The 23,509-nt window shown below is 64.2% G+C and carries 23 protein-coding genes and 2 pseudogenes; 15 read left to right on the forward strand and 10 right to left on the reverse strand.

The window, feature by feature from the left end; all coding sequences use genetic code 11:
- Positions 1–63 precede the first annotated feature (63 nt).
- Positions 64–1,467, forward strand: coding sequence for an MFS transporter (locus AB3X94_RS26380; RefSeq protein WP_368613144.1), 1,404 nt, complete (start codon positions 64–66; stop codon positions 1,465–1,467).
- 23 nt (positions 1,468–1,490) lie between these two features.
- On the opposite strand, the gene AB3X94_RS26385 is transcribed toward AB3X94_RS26380, so the two are convergent.
- Positions 1,491–2,540 (reverse strand): S1C family serine protease, encoded by a 1,050-nt coding sequence (locus AB3X94_RS26385; protein ID WP_176106686.1) that lies wholly within the window; start codon positions 2,538–2,540, stop codon positions 1,491–1,493.
- A gap of 184 nt (positions 2,541–2,724) precedes the next feature.
- On the opposite strand from AB3X94_RS26385, the gene AB3X94_RS26390 reads away from it, so the two are divergent.
- Both AB3X94_RS26390 and ppk2 read left to right on the forward strand, forming a co-directional pair.
- Positions 2,725–3,123, forward strand: coding sequence for a glyoxalase/bleomycin resistance/extradiol dioxygenase family protein (locus tag AB3X94_RS26390; protein ID WP_176106685.1), 399 nt, complete (start codon positions 2,725–2,727; stop codon positions 3,121–3,123).
- A 163-nt stretch (positions 3,124–3,286) separates the two neighbouring features.
- Complete coding sequence (gene ppk2 / locus AB3X94_RS26395) at positions 3,287–4,213, forward strand: polyphosphate kinase 2 (RefSeq protein ID WP_176106684.1); 927 nt, start codon at positions 3,287–3,289, stop codon at positions 4,211–4,213.
- 102 nt (positions 4,214–4,315) lie between these two features.
- On the opposite strand, the gene AB3X94_RS26400 is transcribed toward ppk2, so the two are convergent.
- Together AB3X94_RS26400 and AB3X94_RS26405 are read right to left on the reverse strand one after the other, a co-directional pair.
- Entirely contained in the window at positions 4,316–5,902 is a 1,587-nt protein-coding gene (locus AB3X94_RS26400; protein ID WP_368613145.1) for an inorganic phosphate transporter, read from the reverse strand.
- Between the two features lie 182 nt (positions 5,903–6,084).
- Positions 6,085–6,678: a short chain dehydrogenase gene (locus AB3X94_RS26405; RefSeq protein ID WP_368613146.1), complete on the reverse strand. Its 594-nt coding sequence runs from the start codon at positions 6,676–6,678 to the stop codon at positions 6,085–6,087.
- A gap of 225 nt (positions 6,679–6,903) precedes the next feature.
- Between AB3X94_RS26405 and AB3X94_RS26410 the strand changes: the two genes are divergently transcribed.
- Both AB3X94_RS26410 and AB3X94_RS26415 read left to right on the forward strand, forming a co-directional pair.
- Complete coding sequence (locus AB3X94_RS26410; protein ID WP_176106682.1) at positions 6,904–7,749, forward strand: CHAD domain-containing protein; 846 nt, start codon at positions 6,904–6,906, stop codon at positions 7,747–7,749.
- 169 nt (positions 7,750–7,918) lie between these two features.
- Positions 7,919–9,448 (forward strand): diguanylate cyclase, encoded by a 1,530-nt coding sequence (locus tag AB3X94_RS26415; RefSeq protein ID WP_368613147.1) that lies wholly within the window; start codon positions 7,919–7,921, stop codon positions 9,446–9,448.
- A gap of 66 nt (positions 9,449–9,514) precedes the next feature.
- On the opposite strand, the gene AB3X94_RS26420 is transcribed toward AB3X94_RS26415, so the two are convergent.
- From AB3X94_RS26420 to AB3X94_RS26430, 3 genes are all read right to left on the reverse strand, one after another.
- Positions 9,515–10,624 (reverse strand): VTT domain-containing protein, encoded by a 1,110-nt coding sequence (locus tag AB3X94_RS26420; RefSeq protein WP_368613148.1) that lies wholly within the window; start codon positions 10,622–10,624, stop codon positions 9,515–9,517.
- Positions 10,625–10,890: 266 nt separating this feature from the next.
- Positions 10,891–11,529: a GTP cyclohydrolase I FolE gene (gene folE / locus AB3X94_RS26425; protein WP_176106679.1), complete on the reverse strand. Its 639-nt coding sequence runs from the start codon at positions 11,527–11,529 to the stop codon at positions 10,891–10,893.
- Between the two features lie 137 nt (positions 11,530–11,666).
- Positions 11,667–12,596 carry a LysR family transcriptional regulator gene (locus AB3X94_RS26430; protein ID WP_013092343.1) on the reverse strand — a complete coding sequence of 310 codons (930 nt, stop codon included), beginning with the start codon at positions 12,594–12,596 and terminating at the stop codon, positions 11,667–11,669.
- Between the two features lie 433 nt (positions 12,597–13,029).
- Here AB3X94_RS26430 and AB3X94_RS26435 point away from each other — a divergent pair, with 433 nt between their 5' ends.
- The 5 genes from AB3X94_RS26435 to pcaC all read left to right on the forward strand — a co-directional run bounded on the left by AB3X94_RS26435 (position 13,030) and on the right by pcaC (position 17,277).
- Positions 13,030–13,737 carry a 3-oxoacid CoA-transferase subunit A gene (locus tag AB3X94_RS26435; protein ID WP_176106678.1) on the forward strand — a complete coding sequence of 236 codons (708 nt, stop codon included), beginning with the start codon at positions 13,030–13,032 and terminating at the stop codon, positions 13,735–13,737.
- 13 nt (positions 13,738–13,750) lie between these two features.
- Positions 13,751–14,410: a 3-oxoacid CoA-transferase subunit B gene (locus tag AB3X94_RS26440; protein WP_176106677.1), complete on the forward strand. Its 660-nt coding sequence runs from the start codon at positions 13,751–13,753 to the stop codon at positions 14,408–14,410.
- Positions 14,411–14,702: 292 nt separating this feature from the next.
- Positions 14,703–16,082: a 3-carboxy-cis,cis-muconate cycloisomerase gene (locus AB3X94_RS26445; RefSeq protein ID WP_176106676.1), complete on the forward strand. Its 1,380-nt coding sequence runs from the start codon at positions 14,703–14,705 to the stop codon at positions 16,080–16,082.
- Between the two features lie 5 nt (positions 16,083–16,087).
- Positions 16,088–16,879 (forward strand): 3-oxoadipate enol-lactonase, encoded by a 792-nt coding sequence (gene pcaD / locus AB3X94_RS26450; RefSeq protein ID WP_176106675.1) that lies wholly within the window; start codon positions 16,088–16,090, stop codon positions 16,877–16,879.
- Complete coding sequence (gene pcaC / locus AB3X94_RS26455; protein ID WP_176106674.1) at positions 16,876–17,277, forward strand: 4-carboxymuconolactone decarboxylase; 402 nt, start codon at positions 16,876–16,878, stop codon at positions 17,275–17,277. Before pcaD ends, pcaC begins: the two co-directional genes overlap by 4 nt.
- Positions 17,278–17,409: 132 nt before the next feature.
- Here the strand turns inward: pcaC and AB3X94_RS26460 are convergent, their stop codons facing one another.
- The 4 genes from AB3X94_RS26460 to AB3X94_RS26475 all read right to left on the reverse strand — a co-directional run bounded on the left by AB3X94_RS26460 (position 17,410) and on the right by AB3X94_RS26475 (position 18,895).
- On the reverse strand, positions 17,410–17,613 hold the full coding sequence (locus AB3X94_RS26460) for a hypothetical protein (protein ID WP_176125883.1): 204 nt from the start codon (positions 17,611–17,613) through the stop codon (positions 17,410–17,412).
- Between the two features lie 117 nt (positions 17,614–17,730).
- Positions 17,731–18,123 carry a hypothetical protein gene (locus AB3X94_RS26465; protein ID WP_176106672.1) on the reverse strand — a complete coding sequence of 131 codons (393 nt, stop codon included), beginning with the start codon at positions 18,121–18,123 and terminating at the stop codon, positions 17,731–17,733.
- A gap of 14 nt (positions 18,124–18,137) precedes the next feature.
- Complete coding sequence (locus AB3X94_RS26470; RefSeq protein WP_368613149.1) at positions 18,138–18,527, reverse strand: hypothetical protein; 390 nt, start codon at positions 18,525–18,527, stop codon at positions 18,138–18,140.
- Entirely contained in the window at positions 18,524–18,895 is a 372-nt protein-coding gene (locus AB3X94_RS26475; protein ID WP_368613150.1) for a tlde1 domain-containing protein, read from the reverse strand. The genes AB3X94_RS26470 and AB3X94_RS26475 overlap by 4 nt, the downstream gene beginning before the upstream one ends.
- A gap of 264 nt (positions 18,896–19,159) precedes the next feature.
- Between AB3X94_RS26475 and AB3X94_RS26480 the strand changes: the two are divergent.
- The 5 genes and pseudogenes from AB3X94_RS26480 to AB3X94_RS26500 all read left to right on the forward strand — a co-directional run.
- Positions 19,160–19,554: pseudogene (locus tag AB3X94_RS26480) on the forward strand (amino acid synthesis family protein); the annotation flags it as partial.
- Between the two features lie 142 nt (positions 19,555–19,696).
- A complete protein-coding gene (locus AB3X94_RS26485) occupies positions 19,697–21,649 on the forward strand; it encodes an ABC transporter permease (RefSeq protein WP_368613173.1) in 1,953 nt (650 codons plus the stop codon).
- Positions 21,646–22,458 carry an ABC transporter ATP-binding protein gene (locus tag AB3X94_RS26490; RefSeq protein ID WP_368613151.1) on the forward strand — a complete coding sequence of 271 codons (813 nt, stop codon included), beginning with the start codon at positions 21,646–21,648 and terminating at the stop codon, positions 22,456–22,458. Before AB3X94_RS26485 ends, AB3X94_RS26490 begins: the two co-directional genes overlap by 4 nt.
- A complete protein-coding gene (locus AB3X94_RS26495) occupies positions 22,455–23,168 on the forward strand; it encodes an ABC transporter ATP-binding protein (protein ID WP_368613152.1) in 714 nt (237 codons plus the stop codon). Before AB3X94_RS26490 ends, AB3X94_RS26495 begins: the two co-directional genes overlap by 4 nt.
- Positions 23,169–23,232: 64 nt before the next feature.
- A pseudogene (locus AB3X94_RS26500) lies at positions 23,233–23,391 on the forward strand (cytochrome c); the annotation flags it as partial.
- Positions 23,392–23,509 lie beyond the last annotated feature (118 nt).

Genomic DNA, 23,509 nt, shown 5'->3' on the forward strand with positions numbered 1-23,509 from the left:
GTTGCCGCCGCAATGCCATAATCGGCACTTTCCATTGATGGCGGGCCGCCCGTCGCCATGACAATGCTGCTCGCTTTAGGCGCTTTCATCGTTCCGCTGATCGTCGCGTGCGCGATGTTCATGGAAAACGTGGACGGCACGGTCATCGTGACGTCGCTGCCGGTTCTGGCGCGCGACCTCGGTCATGATCCGATCACGCTGAAGCTTGCGGTTACCGCGTATGTGATCGGCCTCGGCGTTTTTATCCCGATCTGCGGCTGGGTCGCCGACCGCTTCGGTTCGCGCACCGTGTTCCGAACCGCGATCGGCATCTTCATGGCGGGCTCGCTGCTGTGCGCGGCCTCCACTTCGCTCGATACCTTCGTACTTGCGCGCTTCGTGCAGGGCATCGGCGGCGCGCTGATGGTGCCGGTGGGGCGCATCATCATCTTCCGTTCGCTGCCGAAGTCGGAGTTCATTCGCGCGATGAACTATCTAACGGTGCCGGCGTTGCTCGGGCCGGTGGTCGGGCCGCCGCTCGGCGGCTTTATCACGACCTATCTGCACTGGCGTCTGATCTTCGTGATCAATGTTCCGATCGGTCTGCTCGGCATCTGGCTCACCAACAAGTACATCGCCAACACGCGCGAGCCGCATCCAGGCCCGCTCGACTGGCTTGGCTTCGTGCTGTCGGCAAGTGGCGCGTCGTTGTTCATGCTCGGGCTCTCGCTCGTCGGCGGCGAACTGGTGTCGACGGGAGAATCGGTCGGCATGTGCGTGACCGGCATCGTGCTGCTGCTGGTTTATGTGCTGTACGCAAGCCGCGTCGCGTTGCCGGTGCTCGATCTGCGTTTGCTGCGCATTCCGAGTTTTCATGCGAGCGTGATCGGCGGTTCGCTGTTTCGTATCGGTCTTGGCGCGGTGCCGTTCCTGTTGCCGCTCGCGTTGCAGGAAGGGCTCGGCATGACCGCGTTCAGAGCCGGCGCGATCACCTGCGCGTCCGCGTTCGGCTCGATCTTCATGAAGACGGTGGCGTCGCGCATTCTCGAACGCTTTGGCTTTCGTACGGTGCTGATGGTCAACGCCGGGTGCGCGGGTCTTGCGATCGCCGTGTACGGGTTGTTCTTTCCCGGCACGCCGCATTGGGTGATCTGGTGCATCGTGCTGGTGGGCGGCTTCTTTCCCTCGCTGCAATTCACGTCGCTCAATACGCTGGCCTACGCGGATATTCCGAGCAGCGACGTCGGCCGCGCAACGAGTGTTGCGAGCGTGATCCAGCAGATGTCGCTGGGCCTCGGCGTGACGATCTCGGGCATCGTGCTGCTGATTTCGCATCGTCTGCAAGGGCATCCGAACATCGTGTTCTCCGATTTCTGGCCGGCGTTTCTGGTCGTCGGTCTGTTCTCGTGCCTGTCGATTCCGATTACCCGCCGGCTGCCGCGAGACGCGGGTGATGAGATCGCGCGCGGCAGCCGCGGGCGCGCGTAAGTCAAGATACGGGCGCAGTCTTCTTACCCCGCCTGCTCAACTGGCGTCACCGTCAACTCCAGCCGCTGCGCGCCGCGCAACACCGTCACGCTGACCGGCTTGTCGATACGCGAAGCATCGAGCGTGCGTTGCAGACCATCCACATCCTGCACGGGCTGCATGTCGATCGCGACGATCGTGTCGTCGGTGCGCAAGCCGCCGAGCGCGGCCGGACTGCCTTTGACGATCTCCATGACGTGCACGCCGCTTTGCGTGCCGAGGCCAAAGTAGCGCTGCACACGCCGCGACAGCGGCGTCGTCGTGCCGGCCACGCCGATATACGCGCGTCGCACGCGGCCATGCGCGAAGATCTGCATGATGACCCACTTCGCGGTATCGATCGCGGTCGCGAAACAGATGGCCTGCGCGCCAGGAATGATCGCGGTATTCACGCCGATCACCTGACCCGCCGAATTGATCAGCGGTCCGCCCGAGTTGCCCGGATTCAACGCCGCGTCGGTCTGGATCACGTCGTAGATCATGCGGCCGGAGTTCGAGCGCAGCGACCGGCCCAGCGCCGAAACGACGCCGGTCGTCACGGTCTGCTGCAGCCCGAGCGGGTTGCCGACCGCAATGGCGATCTGCCCGACGCGCAGCTTCGACGATTCGCCGAGTTCGACATGCGGCAGCGGCTCCGGCGAACCGATGCGCAGCACCGCGAGATCGCTGCCTGGATCGTCGCCGACCAGATCGGCGTCGAACTTCGCGCCGTCGGCCAGCGTCACCTGGATATGCGTCGCGCCATGCACGACGTGGCTATTGGTCAACAGGTAGCCGTCGGGCGTGAACAGAAAGCCCGAGCCGGTGCCGCCGCGCGCGCCGCGACCATGCGCGGACGCGTCGCCGGGCAGCCGGCGCTCGACGGCGATAAACGCGACCGCCTGCTGCACGCGCTCCAGTGCGCCGATCACGGTGCGGGAGTAGGCGTCGAGCAGTGCGTCGTCGTCGGCGGTCAAAAGCTCGGTGGATTGGGGCCCGGGGGCGTCGGATGCGGCGCTCGACAGGTCATCGATGAAGCGTGGACGGCTTCCCATAACGATGCTCCGGATAGACGGGCTGCGAGATGCGGGGCGTCGCGCGGGTTTTCAAGGGCGTCTGGGGCGGGGCGCCCGGGGTCGTCCGGAGTGCCGCACTGGCGGCCAGCGCGTGTGAGACACTTTCCGGGGCGGGCCGTCGCTCGCCGCTCGCTCGCTCGCTCGCGCCACGGAGACCCCCTTCATGTCCGCATCTACCCCTTCAGCGCCGCAACCTCCGCAGCCGGAACCACGCATCGAGTCTCTGAGCGCAATCACGCTCGCCACCAGCGACATGCAGCGCGCCGTCGCCTTCTACGAAGCGCTCGGCTTCCCGCTCAAATACGGCGGTCCGCGCGAGGCCTTCACGTCGTTCGCGTTCGGCAGCTCGTATCTGAACCTGATCGCCGATGCGCGCGCGCCGGTCAACTGGTGGGGGCGCGTGATCATCTACGTGTCGGACGTCGACGCGATCTATGCCAAGGCGCTGGCCGCGGGCTTGCAGCCGTCGCTCGCGCCGGCGGATGCACCGTGGGGCGAGCGCTATTTTCATATCACCGATCCGGACGGCCACGAATTGAGCTTCGCGCGGCCGCTGCACTAGCGGAAGCAGCCCAGGCAAAACTCGCTATCATGGGTGTTTCCACGCATCCGCAGCGGCCGCCCACGCGGTAACACGGCTGACACCTCGCGCTTCGATAATCGAACGCGACCGCGTCGCGCTAGCCGCCGCGCGCCATCCCATTCCTGTTGCGAGGAGAGCCGCAATGAAAGAGCCGGACCCGAGACCCGATTTCGAATTGATGGCGGAGCGGCAACGCCGTTTCGAGGAAGACCTCATCGATGCCTACGACGAAGAACTCGAAATGGAGGTCGACGACCGCATCATCGACGGGCCGGCCGGATTTACGCCCGAGCATCGCGAGGCGCGCAGGCAGTACTTCCGTGAACTGTTCCGGCTGCAGGGGGAACTGGTCAAGCTGCAGGACTGGATCGTCGCGACCGGACATCGGCTCGTCGTGATCTTCGAGGGGCGCGATGCGGCGGGCAAGGGCGGCGCGATCAAGCGCATCACGCAGCGCCTCAATCCGCGCGTGTGCCGCGTGGCAGCATTGCCCGCGCCGAATAATCGCGAGCGCACGCAATGGTATTTTCAGCGCTATGTATCGCATCTGCCGGCGGGCGGCGAGATGGTGCTATTCGATCGCAGCTGGTACAACCGCGCGGGCGTCGAGCGCGTGATGAACTTCTGCACCGACGAGGAATACGAAGAGTTTTTCCGCTCGGTGCCGGAGTTCGAAAAGATGCTGGTGCGCAGCGGCGTGCAGATCCTCAAGTACTGGTTCTCGATCACCGACGAAGAGCAGGAACTGCGCTTCCAGAACCGCATTCACGATCCGCTGAAGCAGTGGAAGCTGAGTCCGATGGATCTGGAAAGCCGGCGCCGCTGGGAAGCGTATACGCAGGCGAAAGAAGTGATGCTGCAGCGCTCGCATATCCCCGAGGCGCCGTGGTGGGTCGTGCAGGCCGTCGACAAGAAGCGCGCGCGCCTGAACTGCATTCACCATCTGCTGAGCCAGGTGCCATATCACGAGATCGAGCACCCGCACATCGAATTGCCGTCGCGCGTCTATCACGAAGACTATAGCCGCCAGCCGGTGCCCGACGCGATGATCGTGCCCGAGGTGTACTAAAAAGCGGATCGTATGGACTAGCGGGCCAACGAAAAAGCGCGGTACGTATAGAAGGTACCGCGCTTTTTTCCGTGCTGGATGGGTTCCGCCAGATCGGCGAACTCAGAACACCGAACGGAACACCCAGTACAACCCGCCCGCGAGCGCGATCGACGCGGGCAGCGTCAGCACCCATGCGAGGATCAGGCTGCGCACGGTGGCCCATTGCAGGCCCGAGCCGTTGGCCGCCATCGTGCCGGCCACGCCGGAAGAGAGCACGTGGGTCGTCGACACCGGCAGACCGTAGACGTCGGCGGCACCGATCGTGACCATCGCGACGAGTTCTGCCGACGCGCCCTGGCCGTACGTCAGATGCTGTTTGCCGATCTTCTCGCCCACCGTGACGACGATGCGCTTCCAGCCGACCATCGTGCCGAGACCCAGCGCGATCGCGACCGCCACCTTGACCCACGGCGGAATGAACTTGGTCGCGTGATCGATCTGCGTTCTGAAGTTGGCGATGACCTTCGCGTCCTCGGGCGAGAACTGCGGCTGATTGGCCTTCTGCATCAGACGGATCGCCTCGGACGTGACATACATGTTGTTGCGCACGTTATCGACGATGCCTTGCGGCAGCGCGGCCATCGAGCCAAATTCGCCGACCTGGCGGCCGATCTGCTCGGTCAATTGCCGCAGCGCCGGCAGCGTCGCGGGTGTCAACTGACGGGTGCGCACGAAGGCCTCGACGTCGGCGCGCGGATCCGCGGAAGGCGCCGCGCCCTGCGTGTAGCGCGCTAGCGTCGCCGCGGTTTGATGCGCGACCGCGACGAAGTTCTGCGTTTGCTCCGGCGTGACCGCTCGATTCAGTGCGTACGCAGTGGGCACCGTACCGATCAGGATCAGCATGATCAGGCCCATGCCTTTCTGGCCATCGTTCGAGCCGTGCGCGAACGACACGCCCGTGCAGGTCAGAATCAGCAGGCAGCGAATCCAGAACGGCGGCGGCTCCTTGCCTTTCGGCTCGGCATACAGCGCGGGCACCCGCACGACGGCCTTCAGGATCAGCAGCAGCAAGCCCGCGAGCAGAAAGCCCACGATCGGCGAAAACAGCAGCGACTTGCCGACGCCGAGCGCCTGAGTCCAATCGACGCCGCTGGTGCCATTCGCACCGTGCATCATCTGATTCATCAGGCCTACGCCGATGATCGAGCCGATCAGCGTGTGCGAGCTCGAAGACGGCAGGCCCAGCGACCACGTGCCGAGGTTCCAGATGATCGCGGCGATCAGCAGCGCGAATACCATCGAGAACCCGGCGCTGCTGCCGACCTGCAGGATCAGCTCGACAGGCAGCAGTTGCAGCACGCCGAAGGCGACCGCACCGCTAGACAACAGCACACCGAGAAAATTCCATGCGCCGGACCAGACGACCGCGATATTCGGTGTCAGCGAGTGGGTATAGATGACGGTGGCGACCGCATTGGCCGTATCGTGAAAGCCGTTGACGAACTCGAAACCGAGCGCGATCAGCAGCGCGACGCCGAGCAACAGATAGGGCAGCACCGAGCTTTCGCGCACGGGCTGCAGATCGTCTATCAGATGAACACCGCAGTACACGACGCCCGCAATGAGCAGGCCGGCGAAAATCACCAGGCCTGCGCTACGGCCCTTGCCGCTGGCGGCGCCTGGTTGCGGATACGAAAGTTCCGGCATGGCGTGAGCCCCAAAAATGTGGTCGCAGAGTATTCGATGCTGCTTTCGCTGCGTGTCGCAATGATGACAACTGCGTGACGGCAATGGGGGTTAAAAAATGGTCGCGGCGCGGCTTGTGCCGCCGCGCACTGGACTAAGCAAGTGATGAATAAAACCAGGCAGTGGACGCACCGCAGTCGCGCCTACGATGCGCTGACGACTTCGCCGCTTGCGCTGCCACCGAGGGTGCGTTTATAGGCTTGTGCGACGATTTCCCCCGGTATCCCTTGCGACGGATCTCGGCCCATCGATTCGAGCGTTTCGGCGACCCACCCCGGGCTCACCACATTGACGCGGGCTTTGCCGCGCAACTCGAGCGCGGCCGAGCGCGCGAACGCCTCGACGCCCGCATTGACGATGCTGACCGCGGCGCTGCCTTCCATCGGCTGTTGCGCGAGCACGCCGCTCGTCAGTGTGAACGAGCCGCCTTGCGACACATGGTCCACGCCGCAGCGCACAACATTGACCTGCCCCATCAGTTTGTTGGCAAGACTAAAAGAAAAGTCTTCGTCGCCAAGCGCCGCGAGCGGCGCGAATTTCGCGGAGCCGGCCGCGCAGATGATCGCGTCGAAGCTGCCGGCTTGCGCATACATCGCTTCGATGCTGCGTTTGTCGGACAGATCGACGTGCAGGTCGGAGCCCTTGCGGCTTGCGCCGACCACTTCATGCTCGGTGGCCAGCAGCTTCACGATGTGCGAGCCGAGCAGGCCGGTCGCACCGACAACGAGTATTCGCATACATCCTCCTCTGGTCTGTTTGCGGCATTTGCCGCGCCACACACTGCATCGTCAAGCCGGAGCATTCGCCGGACCGCGCGATAAGCGGCCCCATCGGTCGAGCATAGGCGCTGCCGACACGACACGCCACCGCGTAACTGGGAAACCCGCCGATTTGCGCGGTGAATCCCTCGTGAGCATCGATTTTGCTACGTTGGAAATACGGTCACGTTTCCGGGAGCATCGATGAAGCAAGACAGTGAAACAGCCAACGAGCCGGTACCCGAAGAATCGGCGCAGCGGGCCTTTACTTCCTACGCCGCGCCACTGGTCGATGAGGCGGTCAGACTCGCCAAAGGCATACACGACGACCCGTCACCCGAAGCGCTGCACAAACTGCGTGTGTCACTGCGGCGTTTGCGTTCGTTGTGGTGGGCGTTCGCACCGCTGCTCGACAAGGGCGAAAATTCTCGCCAGCGCGCCGTCTATAAGTTCCTTGCCACCGCGGCGGGTAAAACGCGCGATTGGGACATCCTGATCGAGTTGCTCAAGCAGGAAGGCGGCGACGCACGAGCGTTGATGCCGAAGCTCGAGCAGACGCGCCGCGACACGCTGGCGACCAGCCGCGAGACGTTGTTGAATGCCGACGTCAAACATCTGTTGCGCGATGCGCTGGCCACCACTTCCGGGGAACTGCACGCCACGCACGATGCCGATATTGCGTTGCGCAAATTTGCCGCTCGGCGCATTCGGGCGTCGGAGCGCTCGTTGAAAAAACGCATCAAACGCGCGCGCCATGCAAAACGCTCGAATTACGCGGCCTTCCACGATGTCAGAAAAGCGGGCAAGAAACTGCGCTATCTGTTCGAGTTTTTCGGGCCGGCGCTTAAAATCAGCCATAAGCGCACGCTCAAGCGGCTGAAAAAGCTTCAGAAGCGCTTCGGGTTGCTCAACGATACCGTCGCCAGCGAAGCGCTGTTGCGCGACAATGCGGCGTCGCTTGCCGACGCGAACCACATCGAAGCCGCGTTGGCCTGGCTCGACAGGAAACGCAAACGCCGCTTGCGCGCGGCGTCGGAGCTACTGGGCTGAGCGAGCGCTCTGGTCTCGCTGGCACGGAGCACCCGCAGCCAAAATTGCACGGCGCACCGCGCTACTGGTCCGAAAGAATCGTCCGCGAAAGGAGGCGAGGAGCGTGGCACAGCATGGGCTTTCGCTGCGTCATCGGTTGCGCCTGGCGTTGCATGCCGTTCGAGCCGGGATGACCCGCTATGTGGGCAACCGCCCGTGGGTGGCGGGCGTCGCCGGCACGCTCGTCGCGTTGGCGATGTCGATCCTCACTGCGGTGGAAGTCGGCGAAGGCCGCCGCGAAATGCTCGATCATGCGCGCCAGACCTCGCAAAACCTCGTGTCGATCATTTCCGCGGATCTCGCGCGCAACGTCGAAATCTATAATCTGTCGTTGCAATCGATGGTGGATGCCGCGCGCAGTCCGGACACCTGGACCCTGCCGGTCCCGGCACGCCAGGCGAGGCTGTTCGATCGCGCGACCACCGCCGCCTTTCTGGGCGGTGCGTATGTCGTCGGCGCCGACGGTGAAGTGGCCGCCGCGCAGTACGACGACGCCAACACCACCGTCCATCTCGACGACCGCGAATACTTTCAGGTGCAGCTGCGCAACCCGGCGGCAGGCCTGTATTTCTCGCATCCGTTCATGTCGCGGCTGCGCGGCGGCATGCCGTCGATCGCGCTGACGCGGCGCATCGACGATGCGCAGGGCAACTTCGCCGGCATCGCTCTGCTCGCGATTCGCATCGAGTACTTCCAGCACCTGCTGGACCGGATCGACACCGGCGAAGAGGGTTCGGTTTCCATCGTGATGGCGGACGGCACGCTGCTCGCGCGCAAGCCGGTCGACGGGCGCGATATCGGCGCGAGCGTCGCAAAGTCGCCGACCTTCGTACCGATGACCGCGCACGACTCCGGCACCTACGTATCGGTCTCGCCGGTCGACGGTGTGCGGCGCATCGTTACGTACGCGCACGTACCCGGCACGCCGCTGATCGTGGCGATCGCGCCCGCCGTCGACGACGTGCTCGCGCCGTGGCAGCATCGCAGCCACGTGGCGGCTGCGCTGACCATCGGGTTCGGTGCGGTGTTCGTGGTCGTGTCGTGGCTGCTCGCGTTCGCGCTGCGCGACAAGCAGCGCGCGCAGGCCGCGCTGCTGCGTCTCGCCTCGACCGATTCGCTGACCGGGCTCAGCAATCGCCGCGTGCTCGACAAGCGGCTCGACGACGAATGGAAGCGCGCGCGGCGCGACGACAAGCCGCTGTCGGTGCTGTTCATCGATATCGATCACTTCAAGCGTTTCAACGACACCTACGGCCATGAGAGCGGCGACGAAGTATTGGTCGCGGTGGCGGATTGCATCGCGTCCGTGGCGCGGCGCTCGGTCGATCTGGTCGCGCGCTACGGCGGCGAAGAGTTCGCGGTGGTGCTGCCGGATACCTCCGCGCGGGGCGCGTTCACGGTCGCGGAGCAAATTCGACGCAAGGTGGAAAACCGCGTCATCGTGCGTGGACACGATGCGCCGCAGGCGGTGACGGTAAGCGTCGGCTGCGCCACGGCGCTGCCGGGCGCCACGGATTTCGCCAACGGAGCCGAGCTGCTGGCCGTCGCTGACGCGCAGCTCTATGTGGCGAAGAACGAAGGGCGCAATCGCACCCGGTCGGCGCAGTGGGACGAGTATTCGGCGGTGCAGGGGGCGTCGAGTACGGGCGCGGCGCTCTGACGCCAGGTATCCGTTCACGTGAGCGTGAGCGCTCGCTCGGCCCAAATGGCCGCGACGCAGCGCGATTCAGGCGCGCTCCACGCTGCGCGGCGCGAAACCGCGCAACGTCACTGCAGCTGCAGTTCCGCCCCGCCACGCCGGGCGTGGCTGATCGGCCGCCATACCGTCCGCGTAAGCCAGCGAGCCCACCGGGAAGCCGCGCCGCCGCCATGCGTCGAGCCCGCCACGTAGTGCGCGAATCCGCGTGTAGCCGTTGCGGCGCATATGTTGCGAGACTTCGAGCGCGGTCGCGCTGTCCGGACAGATGCAATAGATGACCACGTCGTGCGTGCGCAGTGCACCGTCGATCAGTTCGGGCGAGTGAGGATCGAGCGCGAGCGCGTCGGGGATCTGGCCTCGCAGATCGAGCAGTGGTGCGCCGGGCCGCGCATCGAGCACGCGGGACGGCGCCGTGCGGCTCAGGCGACCGGAGTGCCGCCAGCTCCACGGCAGTCTCGATGCGTCGCTCGCCGGTGACGCGTGCGTCGGCGCGGCCAGCATCGGCGTGGCCGGGGCCGACGCGGCTCGCCTGAACCGACGTTGTTCGTCATATCGCAGATACAGCCGGTAGAGCAGATAGAACAGCGCCACCACAAGAAGGATGTCGGCGAGTGTGCCGCCGCGCCGTTCGACGAATGCGCGCAACATATGCACCTCGCGCTCCACCGCCGCGCCGCCAAGCAGCCAGAAAGTCGCCCATGCGATCACACTGGCCAGATCCCATAGTGCGTAGATGCGGATGTCGACGGCGGTCGTGCCCATCAACGGCGGCGTGATCAGGCCGAGCCCAGGCACGAACTTCGAAATCGACACGAGCGGCATGCCATAGCGTTCGAATAGCGAGCGCGCCATTTCGAGCCTCGTATCGACGACGGGCGACAGGCGGCCGAGCCATGCGAGCAGCTTGCGCCCATACAGCCGGCCGGCCGCGAACCAGGTGCCGTCGCCCATCAAGGCGCCTAGCACCGCCGCGCCGAGAGTCGGCCAGAACGACAGGGTGCCCGCGGCGATCGCCGAGCCCGCGAACAGCAGCAGCGGCACGGCCGGAATCGGTACGCCGAGGCGCGTCAGCAGGACGTTGACGAACACGATCGCGCTGCCCCAGGTTGAAATCGCCGACAACGGAAACTCGACCAATTGAGCCGCTCCTGTTGCTGCTGGTGGGCTGGCATGCGCACCTTGAATTTCAGCATAGGCGATGGCTTGTGGGCGGTGCGCGGTGCGCGTGGGGAGGGGGTGGATTGGGCGGGTGATCGATGAGACGCAACTAACTGTCAACCCCACCGGCCCACCACGACGTTGCCGGTGAGCGTGAAGAGAGTGCGCGCGGGGCCGCACCCAAGATTCGCAGGGGCGGGGGCTGCATCGTCAGCGAACCCCAAACAGCCCCTGGGTTCACCGCATCAGGCATTCGGCATGGCCACCACGCCCGGATTCCCGACGATCGCCAGAAACTCCCGCCGGGTCGACGGATCGGTGCGGAACGTGCCGAGCATGCGCGAGGTGACCATCGTGACGCCCGCTTTATGCACGCCACGCGTCGACATGCACTGATGCGCGGCTTCGAGAATTACGCCGACGCCGGCCGGTTGCAGCACGTCGTTCAGCGTATCGGCGATCTGCACCGTCATCTTTTCCTGGATCTGCAGCCGCTTCGCGAACGCATCGACTAGACGCGCGAGCTTCGAAATGCCGACCACGCGATGATTCGGCAGATACGCGACGTGCGCGCGTCCGATGATCGGCACCATATGGTGCTCGCAGTAGCTTTCGAAGCGGATGTCCTTCAGCACGATCATTTCGTCGTAGCCGTCCACTTCGGAGAAGGTACGCGCGAGGATTTCGCGCGGATCGACCTGATAGCCCGCGAAGAATTCGTCGTAAGCGCGCGTCACCCGCGCCGGCGTGTCGATCAGGCCTTCGCGCTGTGGATCGTCGCCGGCCCAGCGCAGCAGCACGCGCACCGCTGCCTCAGCTTCTTCGCGGCTCGGGCGTTCGACGGCCGCTGCGGGTTTGGTTTTCTTTGCCTTGCTGCTGGTCATGCGTCGTCCTCCTGGATCGCGTGTCGATGCTGCGCTGCGCGCGGGGTCAGTAACTGAGGTCATTGTTCCATGTTTTGCGCCCGAAGGTGCCGATGCCCCTTTCGCTGCCCGGGCGGTCGCGGACTTGCCTCGAGCGGCTACTTCGGCCATTCGTCCATCGCATCGTTGAACAGTTCGGCGACCACGCCGCGCAGCCAGCTGAGGCGCGGATCGTTATGAAACTTGCGATGCCAGTGCTGCCGCAGGTCGAAGCGCGGCAACGGCAGCGGCGGCTCGACGAGCATGATCGACGCATGCTCCGACACGTACGCGAAGCCGATCGCGTGCGGTACGGTCGCGAGCAGATCGGTGCGCGCGAGGATGAAAGGCAGGCTCATGAAGTGCGGCGTTTCGAGCACCGCGCGCCGCTTGATGCGCTTCTTTTCGAGGTACTGCTCGAGCACTTCCTGGCTGCGTCCCTCGGCGCGCACCACCGCGTGCCCCGAGGCCACATATTGCTCGAGCGTGAGCGGCCCCTTCGACAGTGGATGTCCGCTGCGCATCAGGCAGATGAAGCGGTGGGTGAAGAGTCGCTGCTGAAAGAAGTTGTTGCCCGCCAGGTCCGGAAAATAGCCGACGGCGAGATCGACGTCGCCCGATTCGAGCCCGCGCTCCACCTGCGACGGCGACAGCGTCACGGAGCGCAGATTCGCCGACGGCGCGCGCTCGGCGAACAACTGCAAAAGACGCGGCAGAAACACGATCTCGCCGACGTCGGACAGCGCGATCGAGAACGTGTGCGTGCTCGTCGCCGGATCGAAGTCCTGCACGTCGAGCATGCCTTTCTCGATGCGCAGCAGCGCGTCGCGCGCGGCGGGCAGGATCGCGAGCGCGCGCGGTGTCGGCTCCATGCCTTTCGATGTGCGCACGAACAGCGGATCGTCGAAGTATTCGCGCAGACGGCCAAGCGCGGTGCTCACGCGCGGCTGGCTCACGCCGAGCTGCTCGGCGGCGCGGCTCACATTGCGCGTGTCTTCCATCGCAACCAGATAGGGGATCAGATTCAGATCCAGATGTGTCTCGGACATACTAGTTATGGCTCGCGGGCCGGGCGAGGCAAGGGGGTGCCTATGCCGTATCGCTATAGAGCCTAGTTGAAAAATCGCCCATAAGCATAGTGGGATTTTGCGCGGCCGGCTTTTTCGCGCGCAAGACGAGCGCCGGGCAAGGACAACCCGCGCCTTCGACGCCGCGAGCGGCGACCTATGATGAAGGGGGTTTCCCTGCCTTGACAATCCGCCCACAGGACAACCATAATCGCCGGAGCGTTCGCTAAACGAATCACTGTTCATGTAACGAACAAAATTCAGCGGCGAATCAATCGAAGGCGCCAGCCCGCTCTCCCCCTCGCGAGCCGTCGCCAGCATGCCCGGAGACTGTTTCCGCGCGAGCTTTGCCGCGAGCCTGGTCGGTGAGGGCTGTCAGCCCAGCGGCGCGTAGCGCCCCCAAAGGAAATTCGACATGATCAACAAGATTTTCGAGACACTTCAATCGGCGGTCGCCGATGTCCACGACGGCGCGACCGTCATGATCGGCGGCTTCGGCACGGCCGGCATGCCGTCCGAACTGATCGACGCGCTGATCGAACAGGGCGCGCGCAACCTGACCATCGTCAACAACAACGCAGGTAACGGCGACATCGGCCTCGCGGCGCTGCTGAAGGCCAAGCGCGTGCGCAAGATCATCTGCTCGTTCCCGCGCCAGACCGACTCGTATGTCTTCGACGCGCTCTATCGCGCCGGCGAAATCGAACTGGAACTCGTGCCGCAAGGCAATCTCGCCGAGCGCATCCGCGCGGCGGGCGCGGGCATCGGCGGCTTCTTCACGCCGACCGCGTACGGCACCAAGCTCGCCGAAGGCAAGGAAACCCGCCTGATCGACGGCCGTCACTACGTGCTCGAGTCGCCGCTGCATGCGGACTTCGCGCTGATCAAGGCGTACAAGGGCGACCGCTGGGGCAACCTGATCTATCGCAAGACCGCGCGTAACTTCGGGCCGATCATGGCGAGCGCCGCGAAGACCGCAATCGTGCAGGTGTCGGAAGTGGTGCCGCTCGGCGGCCTCGATCCGGAAGAAATCGTCACGCCCGGTATTTTCGTGCAACGCGTGATCGAAGTGCCGCAAGCGGCGCATCTCCCCACGCCCAATCCTCACGACGCTGCTGCCTGACCCGGAGACCGACATGAAGAAACTGACCCGCGATGAAATGGCCAAGCGCGTTGCCCAGGACATCCCTGAAGGCGCTTACGTGAACCTCGGCATCGGCGTGCCGACGCTGGTGGCGAACCACCTCGCCGCCGACAAGGAAATCTTCCTGCACAGCGAAAACGGTCTGCTCGGCATGGGCCCGGCACCGGCGAAGGGCGAGGAAGACGACGAACTGATCAACGCCGGCAAACAGCACGTCACGCTGCTGACGGGCGGCGCCTACTTCCATCACGCGGATTCGTTCGCGATGATGCGCGGCGGCCATCTGGACTTCTGCGTGCTCGGCGCGTTCCAGGTGTCGGCGAAGGGCGACCTCGCGAACTGGCACACCGGTGCGCCCGACGCGATTCCGGCGGTCGGCGGTGCGATGGACCTCGCGATCGGCGCGAAGCAGGTCTACGTGATGATGGAGCACCTGACCAAGCAAGGCGAAAGCAAGATCACCGCCGAGTGCTCGTACCCAGTCACTGGTATCGCCTGCGTGACCCGTATCTATACGGACCTCGCGATGATCGACGTCACAAAGGAAGGCCTCGTCGTGCGCGAGATTTTCACGGACATCGGCTTCGACGAACTGCTGAAGCTGACTGGCGTGCCGATGACCGACGGCACCCAAGCCGCACGCGCGGCCTGATGCGTGGCTGAGGCGTCGCGGCGGCGGCCTGCCTTGCGGCCGCATCGATGGCGCCTCGTCTGAAGGCAGCATTGCACGAACGGGCCAGCGCTGACGAGGCAAACTCTTCGTCAGCGCTGGCCTGACAACTTCAGCGACAGCCTGCCCGCGTTTGGCGCACAATACGCAGCACAAAGTGCGGCATACGTATGGCACGAGCGCGCTACAAGCGCCGGTCCACCGCGGTGTCTGCTTCGACCCGCCGCGCCGCGCCGTTTCTTCACTTCCGATTCCCTCAAACATCGTCGTCACCATGCTCGACTCCAGCGCCCGTCTGACTGGCCTTCTTTGCGGCACACAGCCGATGAACGACATCTGGGCGCCGCGTGCCACGCTGCAGCGAATGCTCGACGTCGAAGCCGCACTCGCGCGCGCCTCCGCCGCGCACAAAGTCATTCCCGAATCCGCCGTCCCCGCGATCGAAGCGGCCTGCCAGGCCGACCAGCTCGACGCCGACGCGCTCGCACGCGACGCCGCGCTCGGCGGCAACCTCGCGATTCCGCTCGTCAAGCAACTGACCGCACGCGTCAAAGCCGCCGACGCCGAAGCGGGCAAATACGTGCATTGGGGCGCGACGAGCCAGGACATCATCGACACCGCGACTGTGCTGCAACTGCGCGACACCTTCGACCTGCTCGACAGCGGCCTGCAAGCCACCTGCGACGCGATCGCGAAACTCGCGGCCACCCATCGCGCGACGCCGATGATCGGCCGCACATGGCTGCAACAGGCGCTGCCGATCACGCTGGGTCTGAAGTTCGCGCAATGGCTCGACGCACTGCTGCGACATCGCGATAGGCTCGATGCACTGCGAGAGCGCGTGCTCGTGCTGCAATTCGGCGGCGCGGCCGGCACGCTCGCGAGTCTGCGCGAGGCGGCGCCGCAGGTCACGCAGTCGCTCGCCAAGGAACTCGGGCTTGCGGTGCCGACCTTGCCGTGGCATACGCAGCGCGATCGCATCGCCGAGACGGCGTCGCTGTTCGGCATGCTGATCGGCACGCTCGGCAAGATCGCGCGCGATGTGTCGCTGCAGATGCAAACCGAAATCGACGAGCTCGCCGAACCGGCCGCGGCCGGCAAGGGCGGATCGTCGACGATGCCGCACAAGCGCAACCCGGTCGGTTGCGCGGCGGTGCTGACGGCCGCGACGCGAGCGCCCGGCCTGGTCGCAACCGTGTTCGCCGGCATGGTGCAGGAGCACGAACGCGCGCTCGGCGGCTGGCAAGCCGAATGGGACGCGCTGCCGGATCTCGCGCGTCTCGCGGGCGGCGCGCTCGCGAACATCGAACAGATCGCGTCCGGCTTGAACGTGAACGTGCCGCGACTTGCGAAGAATCTCGACGTCACGCACGGGCTGATCCTCGGCGAAGCGGTGATGCTCGCGCTCGGCGATGCCATCGGCCGGCTCGACGCGCATCATCTGGTCGAGCGCGCGTCGAAGGCGGCGATCCGCGACGGCAAGACGCTGTACGACGTGCTTGCCGCCGACGCGGCCGTCACCGAACATCTTTCGATCGAGCGCCTCAAGCAGCTGCTCGATCCCGCTCAATACGTCGGCCAGGCGCACGCATATGTCGACGCCGCGCTGACGCTTCACACCACGCGCGCGCAGCGCGCCCATTCCAAGGAGTAACCGGCATGCCCTACGCCGCAGTCAACGGCACCGAGCTTCACTATCGCATCGACGGCGACCGTCACGGCCACGCGCCGTGGCTCGTACTGTCGAATTCGCTCGGCTGCGATATGTCCATGTGGACGCCGCAGGTCGCGGCGTTGTCGAAGCACTTCCGCGTGCTGCGCTACGATACGCGCGGTCACGGTCATTCTGAAGCGCCGAAGGGGCCGTACACGATCGAGCAACTGACCGGCGACGTGCTCGGTCTGATGGATACGCTGAAGATCGCGCGCGCGAATTTCTGCGGCATTTCGATGGGCGGCCTGACCGGCATCGGGCTCGCCGCGCGTCACGGCGACCGCTTCGAGCGCGTCGTGCTGTGCAATACGGCCGCGCGCATCGGCTCGCCGGAAGTCTGGGTGCCGCGCGCCGCGAAGGCGCGCTCGGAAGGCATGCTCGCACTCGCCGGCGCGGTGCTGCCGCGCTGGTTCACGGCAGACTTCATCGAGCGTGAGCCGGTCGTGCTGGCGATGATCCGCGACGTGTTCGTGCATACCGACAAGGAAGGCTATGCATCGAACTGCGACGCGATCGACGCGGCCGATCTGCGTCCCGAAACGCCGGGCATCAAGCTGCCGACGCTCGTGATCAGCGGCACGCACGACCTCGCCGCCACGCCCGCGCAGGGCCGCGAACTCGCACAGTCGATTCCGGGCGCACGCTACGTCGAGCTCGACGCTTCGCATATTTCCAACATCGAAAAGGTCGACGAGTTCACGAAGACCGTGCTCGACTTCCTGACGGAGGCAAAATGAACGATGAAGACCGTTACGAAGCCGGAATGGGCGTACGTCGCGCGGTGCTGGGCAACGCGCACGTCGACCGTTCGCTCGCGAACCGCACCGAGCTGACCGAGGAGTTCCAGAACCTGATCACGCGCTATGCGTGGGGCGAGATCTGGACGCGTGAAGGTCTGCCGCGTCATACGCGCAGCCTGCTGACGATCGCGATGATGGTTGCGTTGAATCGCAGCGAAGAACTCGCGCTGCACCTGCGCGCCGCGAAGAACAACGGCGTGACGCGCGAACAGATCAAGGAAGTGCTGCTGCAGACCGCGATTTATGTCGGCGTGCCGGCGGCCAACTCAGCGTTCCACCTGGCCGACAAGCTGTTCCGCGAGGACGATGCGGCGGCCGCGGTGGCGAAGTCGTAACGACCGAGCGCTCGTAGTTTTCAGAGCCAATCAGCAAACGCGCGACGGATATTTCCGTCGCGCGTTTTTTTATGCGGCGGTCGTCGCTATGACGCTTGCGGGCATCTGCACATTCAGACCGGACGCGACAGGTCAGGACTGTCTCGAGTTCAATGCAGGCCAGCGGGCCAAGGCAATGAACCACAGTAGAACGACGTTCACCACCGGAATGAAGGCAAGCAGCGACCAGACTCCCGCATATCCCGCCTTCTTCAGGATCAGCCATAGTGGGATAATCTCCGCGATGACGACAACAAGAACAAACACCAGCCAGTGCCAAATGGAAAGAGCGCCCACGCCTACCTCCATCTTTAAAATTGACGGGCAGAGCTAAGTACAACGACGCAAGGCCGACTCCTTGCTCAATGTAAAAAAGACCCGTGCGAAGCGGGTCCGCGTCTGAACCGGCGCGAGTCACTCGATCTGCCTGTACCGAGTGTCCCCGCTGACACGCTGCAACTGTTTCGAAACGATAAGAAACTGTTCGTCGCGAATCGTGCACTCCAGTTCGCCTATCTCATACACAGCAACCAGCTTGATCTTATTTCCATTTCGCTCCTCAAAGGTGATCTGATAGACCCCGCGCCACTTTTGTTCGCCATCTTCGTATTTACCGATCTTCTCGGACGCCAGTCGCACGGCTTTTGTTTTCGTAGCATCGAAATCCAAGGAGAGGATGTCTGTTTTTCTCACCGCCATCTGGGCCACATAGGCTGGAAATCGGTCGCCGCATGGGGGGTATGGGCTGGTTTCCGCCAGGCATAGCGCGGGAAAAGATAGCAGTAGGACTGCAAAAACGTGTTTCATGGATTCAAAGGGCCTCACTCTATCTGCTTGAACATTCTGTCGTTCTCGGCTCTTGGCAACAAATGCTTCGAAACGACAAAGACCTCTACGGAACTCATCGAACATTCAAATTCGCCAGCGTCGTCCACAGTAATCACCTTGACCTTGTTTCCGTTTTTTTCGTGGAAGGTGATGTGATAGACCTCACGCCACAACTGTTCGCCATCCTCCGATTTTCCAATTTTCTCGGATGCCAGTTGCACGGCTTGGGTTTTCGTATAGTCGATACTGCCAATCATGCCTGCGTCTTTCAGGCTGTTTTCGGCGATGTTGGTCGGCCACCTGTCGCATGGCGGGTTCGGTCTGCCTTGCGACAGGCACAGCGCGGGAAGGGATAGCAGCAGGACTGCAAAAATGTGTTTCATGAATGTTCCACCCTAAGCATTCTGTCGCCACTGTTCCAGATCTGCTTGCGGTATGGGAGGTGCAGAACGATACATCCATTTGACGCGTTGCCGGGTTCCTTCATGCTGTCGCCGTGGATCATGAAGCCGTCGCGCCCGCCCAGGCTGGTTCCCGCAACGGGGTTGAGCCGCACGGAATGCGGTCCAGTTTTAGGGTGCGGAAATGGTGCGGTAATTTCATACAGGCCAACGGGGATTGGTCCCTGGTCGCGGACATACTGGCTACTGTGCTTATTCTTGTGCTCTCCCTTGCCGGAATATCCCTTATCTGTGATTAATTTGTCGTTGTGATACAACAAGTGGCTCTCATGCTTGTAAATCCAAACCATCGTCTTTTTCTCATTGGTTGTACGAATCAACGATTAAACCAGACCGACTGGTTGCACACAATTTTTAAGATATGCGTCAGTTTGATCTGCATCCCGATATGGAGATCGTCTACATCCTCGAGATGAGCGCGGGCAGCGCGTGCATGCGCGGGTGGGCGGCCTCGCGAAGGGGGCGGTCGTCGGCAAGGATGGCTGGCGCTGAAACTGAAGCGGTGCGCACCAAGTCACGGCAAACGGCAATGCAACGAACCTCGCAGAGCGGAGATGGCGATCAGGCCTCGCAAGCTGGTCGTGCAGGCAGACCTTCGAGCCGCCCGCGTGCCGTGCGGTCGCGATTGCGGTGATCGATAATGCGTATGCGGGACGATACGAGGCGAAGCTCGACCCGCCAATCGAATCCGGCGAGGAACTCTGCACGCTGCTCGGCAAGCGCTGCGTCGAAGAAATCTGCATCGCGCCCGGCGAGGCGCAAAGCTACGGCAAGTTGGCGATCGTCGGCGAGGCGGGCGAGCTCGAACATGCGGCCGCGATTCCTGCATCCGGAGCTCGGCGCGCCGCTGCGCGCGGCGGCCGAGAAAGGCGCGGCTCCGGTGCCGTCGGCGAAGAAGATCGGCATGCTCGGCACCGCGATCGACGTGCCGCTCGCCCACAAGGACGCCCTTCGCTTGTTGCGCGGGTTATTTCGCTGGTAGTGTGCTGCCTTTGACGCGGGCGCGCATGGTGCCGCCCGCGCTGCAACGTCCGTCGATCGGGCCGCAGCGCATGTTGCGCGCGCCGTTCGGCGAGCTGCCGAGGGTCACGATGCTTTCGAATCTGCTGGTACAACTGGTCAATGGACTCGCTGACGCGTCGACGCTGTTTCTGGTCGCTGCCGGTTTGTCGTTGATCTTCGGCGTGACGCGCATCGTCAACTTTGCGCATGGCTCGTTCTATATGTTCGGCATCTACGTCGCGTACAGCGTCGCGAGCCGCTTTGGCCAAACCGCGGGCGGCTTCTGGCTGTCGGTGCTGGCGGCCGCGCTCGCGGTCGCGGTGCTGGGCGCGCTCGTCGAAATCCTGGTGCTGCGGCGGATCTATCAGGCGCCCGAGCTGTTCCATTTGCTCGCCACCTTTGCGCTCGTGCTGATCTTTCGCGACGCCGCGCTCTGGCTTTGGGGCCCCGACGACCTGTTCGGTCCGCGCGCGCCGCATCTCGCGGGCGCGGTCGACTTTCTCGGCCATCCGCTGCCCACTTACGACATCGCACTGATCGTGATCGGTCCCGTCGTCTTGCTGCTGCTGTGGTACGCGTTGACGCGCACGCGTTGGGGCACGCTGGTGCGCGCCGCAACGCAGGATCGCGAGATGCTCGGCGCGCTCGGCATCAATCAGGCATGGCTGTTTACCGGCGTGTTCTTCATCGGCGCGTTTCTGGCGGGACTGGGCGGCGCGCTGCAAGGGCCGCGCATGTCGGCGAACCTGTCGCTCGACCTGGAGACGATCGGCAACGCGTTCGTGGTCGTCGTGGTCGGCGGCATGGGTTCGATTCCGGGCGCGTTCATCGCGGCGTTGCTGATCGCCGAGATCAAGGCGCTGTGCGTTGGCATCGGCCATGTGACGATCTTCGGCATCGGTTTGTCGCTGAGCCGCTTTACGCTGGTGGCCGAATTCGTCGTGATGGCGGTCGTGCTGGTGGTGCGGCCTTGGGGGCTGCTCGGCCGCGCAAGTGCCGCGGTGCGCGCGCTGGGTGCGCCGGAAGCGCCATTGCGTCCCGCGGGCAAGCGTCTGAAGTGGCTCGCCGCCGTCGTGTTGCTAGTGCTCGTTCTGGCGCCGCTCGCGGCCAACGCGTTTCCGTATATGCCGGTGCTGCTCGTCGAAATCCTGATCGCGGTGCTGTTCGCGACGAGCCTGCATTTCATCATGGGCCCGGGCGGTCTGCATTCGTTCGGCCATGCCGCGTACTTCGGACTCGGTGCATACGGCGCGGCGCTGTTTCTCAAAGTGCTGAATCTGCCGATGGAAGCCGCGTTGCTGCTCGGGCCGCTGCTCGCGGTGATCGGCGCTCTCGTGTTCGGCTGGTTCTGCGTGCGCCTGTCCGGCGTCTATCTAGCGATGCTGACGCTCGCGTTCGCGCAGATCGTCTGGTCGGTCGTGTTCCAGTGGGACGATGTGACGGGCGGCAGCAACGGCATTCTCGGACTATGGCCGTCGAACTGGCTGTCGTCGCCGGTCGCGTTCTACTACCTGACGCTAGCGTGCGCGGTGCTCGGCGTGGGGCTGTTGCGCCGCATGCTGTTCTCGCCGCTCGGCTACGCGATGCGCGCGTCGCGCGATTCCGCGCTGCGCGCCGAGGCGATCGGCATCGACGTGAAGCGCGTGCAGTGGGCGTCGTTCGTGATCGCGGCGTTGTTCTGCGGACTCGCCGGATCGCTGTACGCGTTTTCGAAGGGCAATATCTCGCCCGAAGTGATCAGCGTGAGCCGCTCGGTCGATGGCCTCGTGATGGTGCTGCTCGGCGGCTTGCAGACCTTGAGCGGGCCGATCGTCGGCGCGGCCGTGTTCACGTGGCTGCAGGACACTGTCGCGCGACAGACCGACTACTGGCAGGCGCTGCTCGGCTTCGCGATCCTGCTGCTGGTGATCGCGTTTCCGCAGGGAATCGTCGGCTTCATTCGCGAGCGTTTCGGCGACACGAACGACGATCAGGCCGATAAGTCCAACGGCGGCGCCGCGTCGCCATCGCAACGGACCGCCGCGGTCAAGGAGGGCCTATGAGCCTGCTGCGCGTGAGCGGTCTGTCGCGATCGTTCGGAGGACTGAAGGCGGTCGATGACGTTTCATTCGAGCTCGAAGCCGGTCAACTGCTGGCGCTGCTCGGCCCCAACGGCGCGGGCAAATCGACCTGTTTCAACATGGTCAACGGTCAGTTGCGGCCGTCGTCGGGATCGATCCTGCTCGACGGTCATGAACTCGTCGGCATGCGGCCGCGCGATATCTGGCGGCGCGGCGTCGGCCGCACGTTCCAGATCGCCGCGACGTTCAACTCGATGACGGTGCTTGAGAACGTGCAGATGGCGCTGGTGTCGCGCGAAAAAAAGACCTTCGGTCTCTGGAAACCAGCGGGCTCGCGCTATGCCGACGAAGCGTTCGCGCTGCTCGAACAGGTCGGCATGAGCGAGCACGCGAAACGCGCGTGCGGGGTGCTCGCGTATGGCGACGTGAAGCGCGTCGAACTCGCGATCGCGCTCGCGAACCGGCCGAAGCTGCTGTTGATGGACGAACCGACCGCCGGCATGGCGCCGAAGGAGCGCAACGAATTGATGGCGTTGACCAGGCGTTTGGTGACCGAACACAGGATCGGCGTGTTGTTTACCGAGCACAGCATGGACGTCGTATTCGCATACGCCGACCGGATGATCGTGCTCGCGCGCGGCAAGCTGATCGCCGAGGGCGACGGCGATACGATCCGCAACGACCCGCGCGTGCAGGAAGTCTATTTCGGCACAGGCAAGATGTTCCGGCCGCACGCGGCGCTGCAGGACGCGGACGGCAATTCGCAGAATGGCCGGGGAGCGCAGCAATGAGCGAACCGATGCTGAAAGTCTCCGGCCTCAATGCGTTCTACGGCCGCGCGCACATCCTGTTCGACGTCGACCTCGAAGTCGGCCGTGGCGAAGTGGTCGCGCTGATGGGCCGCAACGGCGCCGGCAAATCGACGACGATGAAAGCGGTGATGGGACTGCTGCCGCACCGCCACGGCGAAGTCACGTTTCGCGGCCAGAACATCAGTGCGCTTGCGCCGTACAAGATCGCGCGCATGGGCGTCGGCTTCGTGCCCGAGGACCGCCGCCTGTTCGCGGATCTGTCGGTGATGGAGAACCTCGACACCGGCCGCCAGCCGCCGCGCGAAGGCGCGCCGCAATGGACGCCAGAAAAGCTGTTCCGCCTGTTTCCGAATCTCGGCGAAATGCCGAGGCGCCCCGGCGGCCAGATGAGCGGCGGCGAGCAGCAGATGCTGACCGTGTCACGCACGCTGATGGGCAATCCGTATCTGGTGTTGCTCGACGAACCGTCCGAAGGCGTCGCGCCGGTGATCGTCGAGCAGATGGCGAACATGATTCTCGAACTGAAGCGCGAAGGGCTATCCATTCTGCTGTCGGAACAGAATCTGCACTTCGCCGAGTTGGTCAGCGACCGCGCGTATGTGCTCGAAAAAGGGCAAATCCGTTTCAGCGGCACGATCGGCGAGCTCGCACGGAACGAAACGGTGAGGCGCGCTTATCTGAGCGTGTGAATTCATCCGGTAATGTCGGCGGAAGGATAGGCCGATGGCGCCGGCGATTGGGGACCGCGCGGCGCCGGACAACCTGATTCGCGTGACTCTCGACGGCATCGGCTCGCCTGCGCGGCCCGAACTCGGTACGATGCCGGCTTACCGCGATAGTTTGAACGACGCCCAGGTCGCCGAGCTCGTGTCGCACCTGCGCGCGCAGTTCGCGGGCGGCGAGCCGGCATGAAGGGACGTCGCCGCGAACGTGGCCAGAATCCGCGCGGAACCGCGCGAGCAATGAGCCGCCGGCCGTCGTCCACCGGTGCGCGGGTCCGCGCGCTTGCCCGTTCGCACGTCTGACAAAA

This window comes from Paraburkholderia sp. BR10923, from assembly GCF_040948765.1.
Taxonomy (GTDB): domain Bacteria; phylum Pseudomonadota; class Gammaproteobacteria; order Burkholderiales; family Burkholderiaceae; genus Paraburkholderia; species Paraburkholderia youngii.

What these genes read in the sequence shown, in the direction of transcription:
- ppk2 (WP_176106684.1), top strand. Translation starts at nt 3,287, where the DNA reads ATGAAAGAGCCGGACCCGAGACCCGATTTCGAATTGATGGCGGAGCGG.
- pcaD (WP_176106675.1), top strand. Translation starts at nt 16,088, where the DNA reads ATGCCCTACGCCGCAGTCAACGGCACCGAGCTTCACTATCGCATCGAC.
- AB3X94_RS26385 (WP_176106686.1), bottom strand. Translation starts at nt 2,540, where the DNA reads ATGGGAAGCCGTCCACGCTTCATCGATGACCTGTCGAGCGCCGCATCC.
- AB3X94_RS26435 (WP_176106678.1), top strand. Translation starts at nt 13,030, where the DNA reads ATGATCAACAAGATTTTCGAGACACTTCAATCGGCGGTCGCCGATGTC.
- folE (WP_176106679.1), bottom strand. Translation starts at nt 11,529, where the DNA reads ATGACCAGCAGCAAGGCAAAGAAAACCAAACCCGCAGCGGCCGTCGAA.
- AB3X94_RS26440 (WP_176106677.1), top strand. Translation starts at nt 13,751, where the DNA reads ATGAAGAAACTGACCCGCGATGAAATGGCCAAGCGCGTTGCCCAGGAC.
- AB3X94_RS26390 (WP_176106685.1), top strand. Translation starts at nt 2,725, where the DNA reads ATGTCCGCATCTACCCCTTCAGCGCCGCAACCTCCGCAGCCGGAACCA.
- AB3X94_RS26495 (WP_368613152.1), top strand. Translation starts at nt 22,455, where the DNA reads ATGAGCGAACCGATGCTGAAAGTCTCCGGCCTCAATGCGTTCTACGGC.
- AB3X94_RS26410 (WP_176106682.1), top strand. Translation starts at nt 6,904, where the DNA reads ATGAAGCAAGACAGTGAAACAGCCAACGAGCCGGTACCCGAAGAATCG.
- AB3X94_RS26485 (WP_368613173.1), top strand. Translation starts at nt 19,697, where the DNA reads ATGCTTTCGAATCTGCTGGTACAACTGGTCAATGGACTCGCTGACGCG.
- AB3X94_RS26475 (WP_368613150.1), bottom strand. Translation starts at nt 18,895, where the DNA reads ATGGTTTGGATTTACAAGCATGAGAGCCACTTGTTGTATCACAACGAC.
- pcaC (WP_176106674.1), top strand. Translation starts at nt 16,876, where the DNA reads ATGAACGATGAAGACCGTTACGAAGCCGGAATGGGCGTACGTCGCGCG.
- AB3X94_RS26465 (WP_176106672.1), bottom strand. Translation starts at nt 18,123, where the DNA reads ATGAAACACGTTTTTGCAGTCCTACTGCTATCTTTTCCCGCGCTATGC.
- AB3X94_RS26405 (WP_368613146.1), bottom strand. Translation starts at nt 6,678, where the DNA reads ATGCGAATACTCGTTGTCGGTGCGACCGGCCTGCTCGGCTCGCACATC.
- AB3X94_RS26415 (WP_368613147.1), top strand. Translation starts at nt 7,919, where the DNA reads ATGACCCGCTATGTGGGCAACCGCCCGTGGGTGGCGGGCGTCGCCGGC.
- AB3X94_RS26490 (WP_368613151.1), top strand. Translation starts at nt 21,646, where the DNA reads ATGAGCCTGCTGCGCGTGAGCGGTCTGTCGCGATCGTTCGGAGGACTG.
- AB3X94_RS26470 (WP_368613149.1), bottom strand. Translation starts at nt 18,527, where the DNA reads ATGAAACACATTTTTGCAGTCCTGCTGCTATCCCTTCCCGCGCTGTGC.
- AB3X94_RS26430 (WP_013092343.1), bottom strand. Translation starts at nt 12,596, where the DNA reads ATGTCCGAGACACATCTGGATCTGAATCTGATCCCCTATCTGGTTGCG.
- AB3X94_RS26380 (WP_368613144.1), top strand. Translation starts at nt 64, where the DNA reads ATGCTGCTCGCTTTAGGCGCTTTCATCGTTCCGCTGATCGTCGCGTGC.
- AB3X94_RS26445 (WP_176106676.1), top strand. Translation starts at nt 14,703, where the DNA reads ATGCTCGACTCCAGCGCCCGTCTGACTGGCCTTCTTTGCGGCACACAG.
- AB3X94_RS26400 (WP_368613145.1), bottom strand. Translation starts at nt 5,902, where the DNA reads ATGCCGGAACTTTCGTATCCGCAACCAGGCGCCGCCAGCGGCAAGGGC.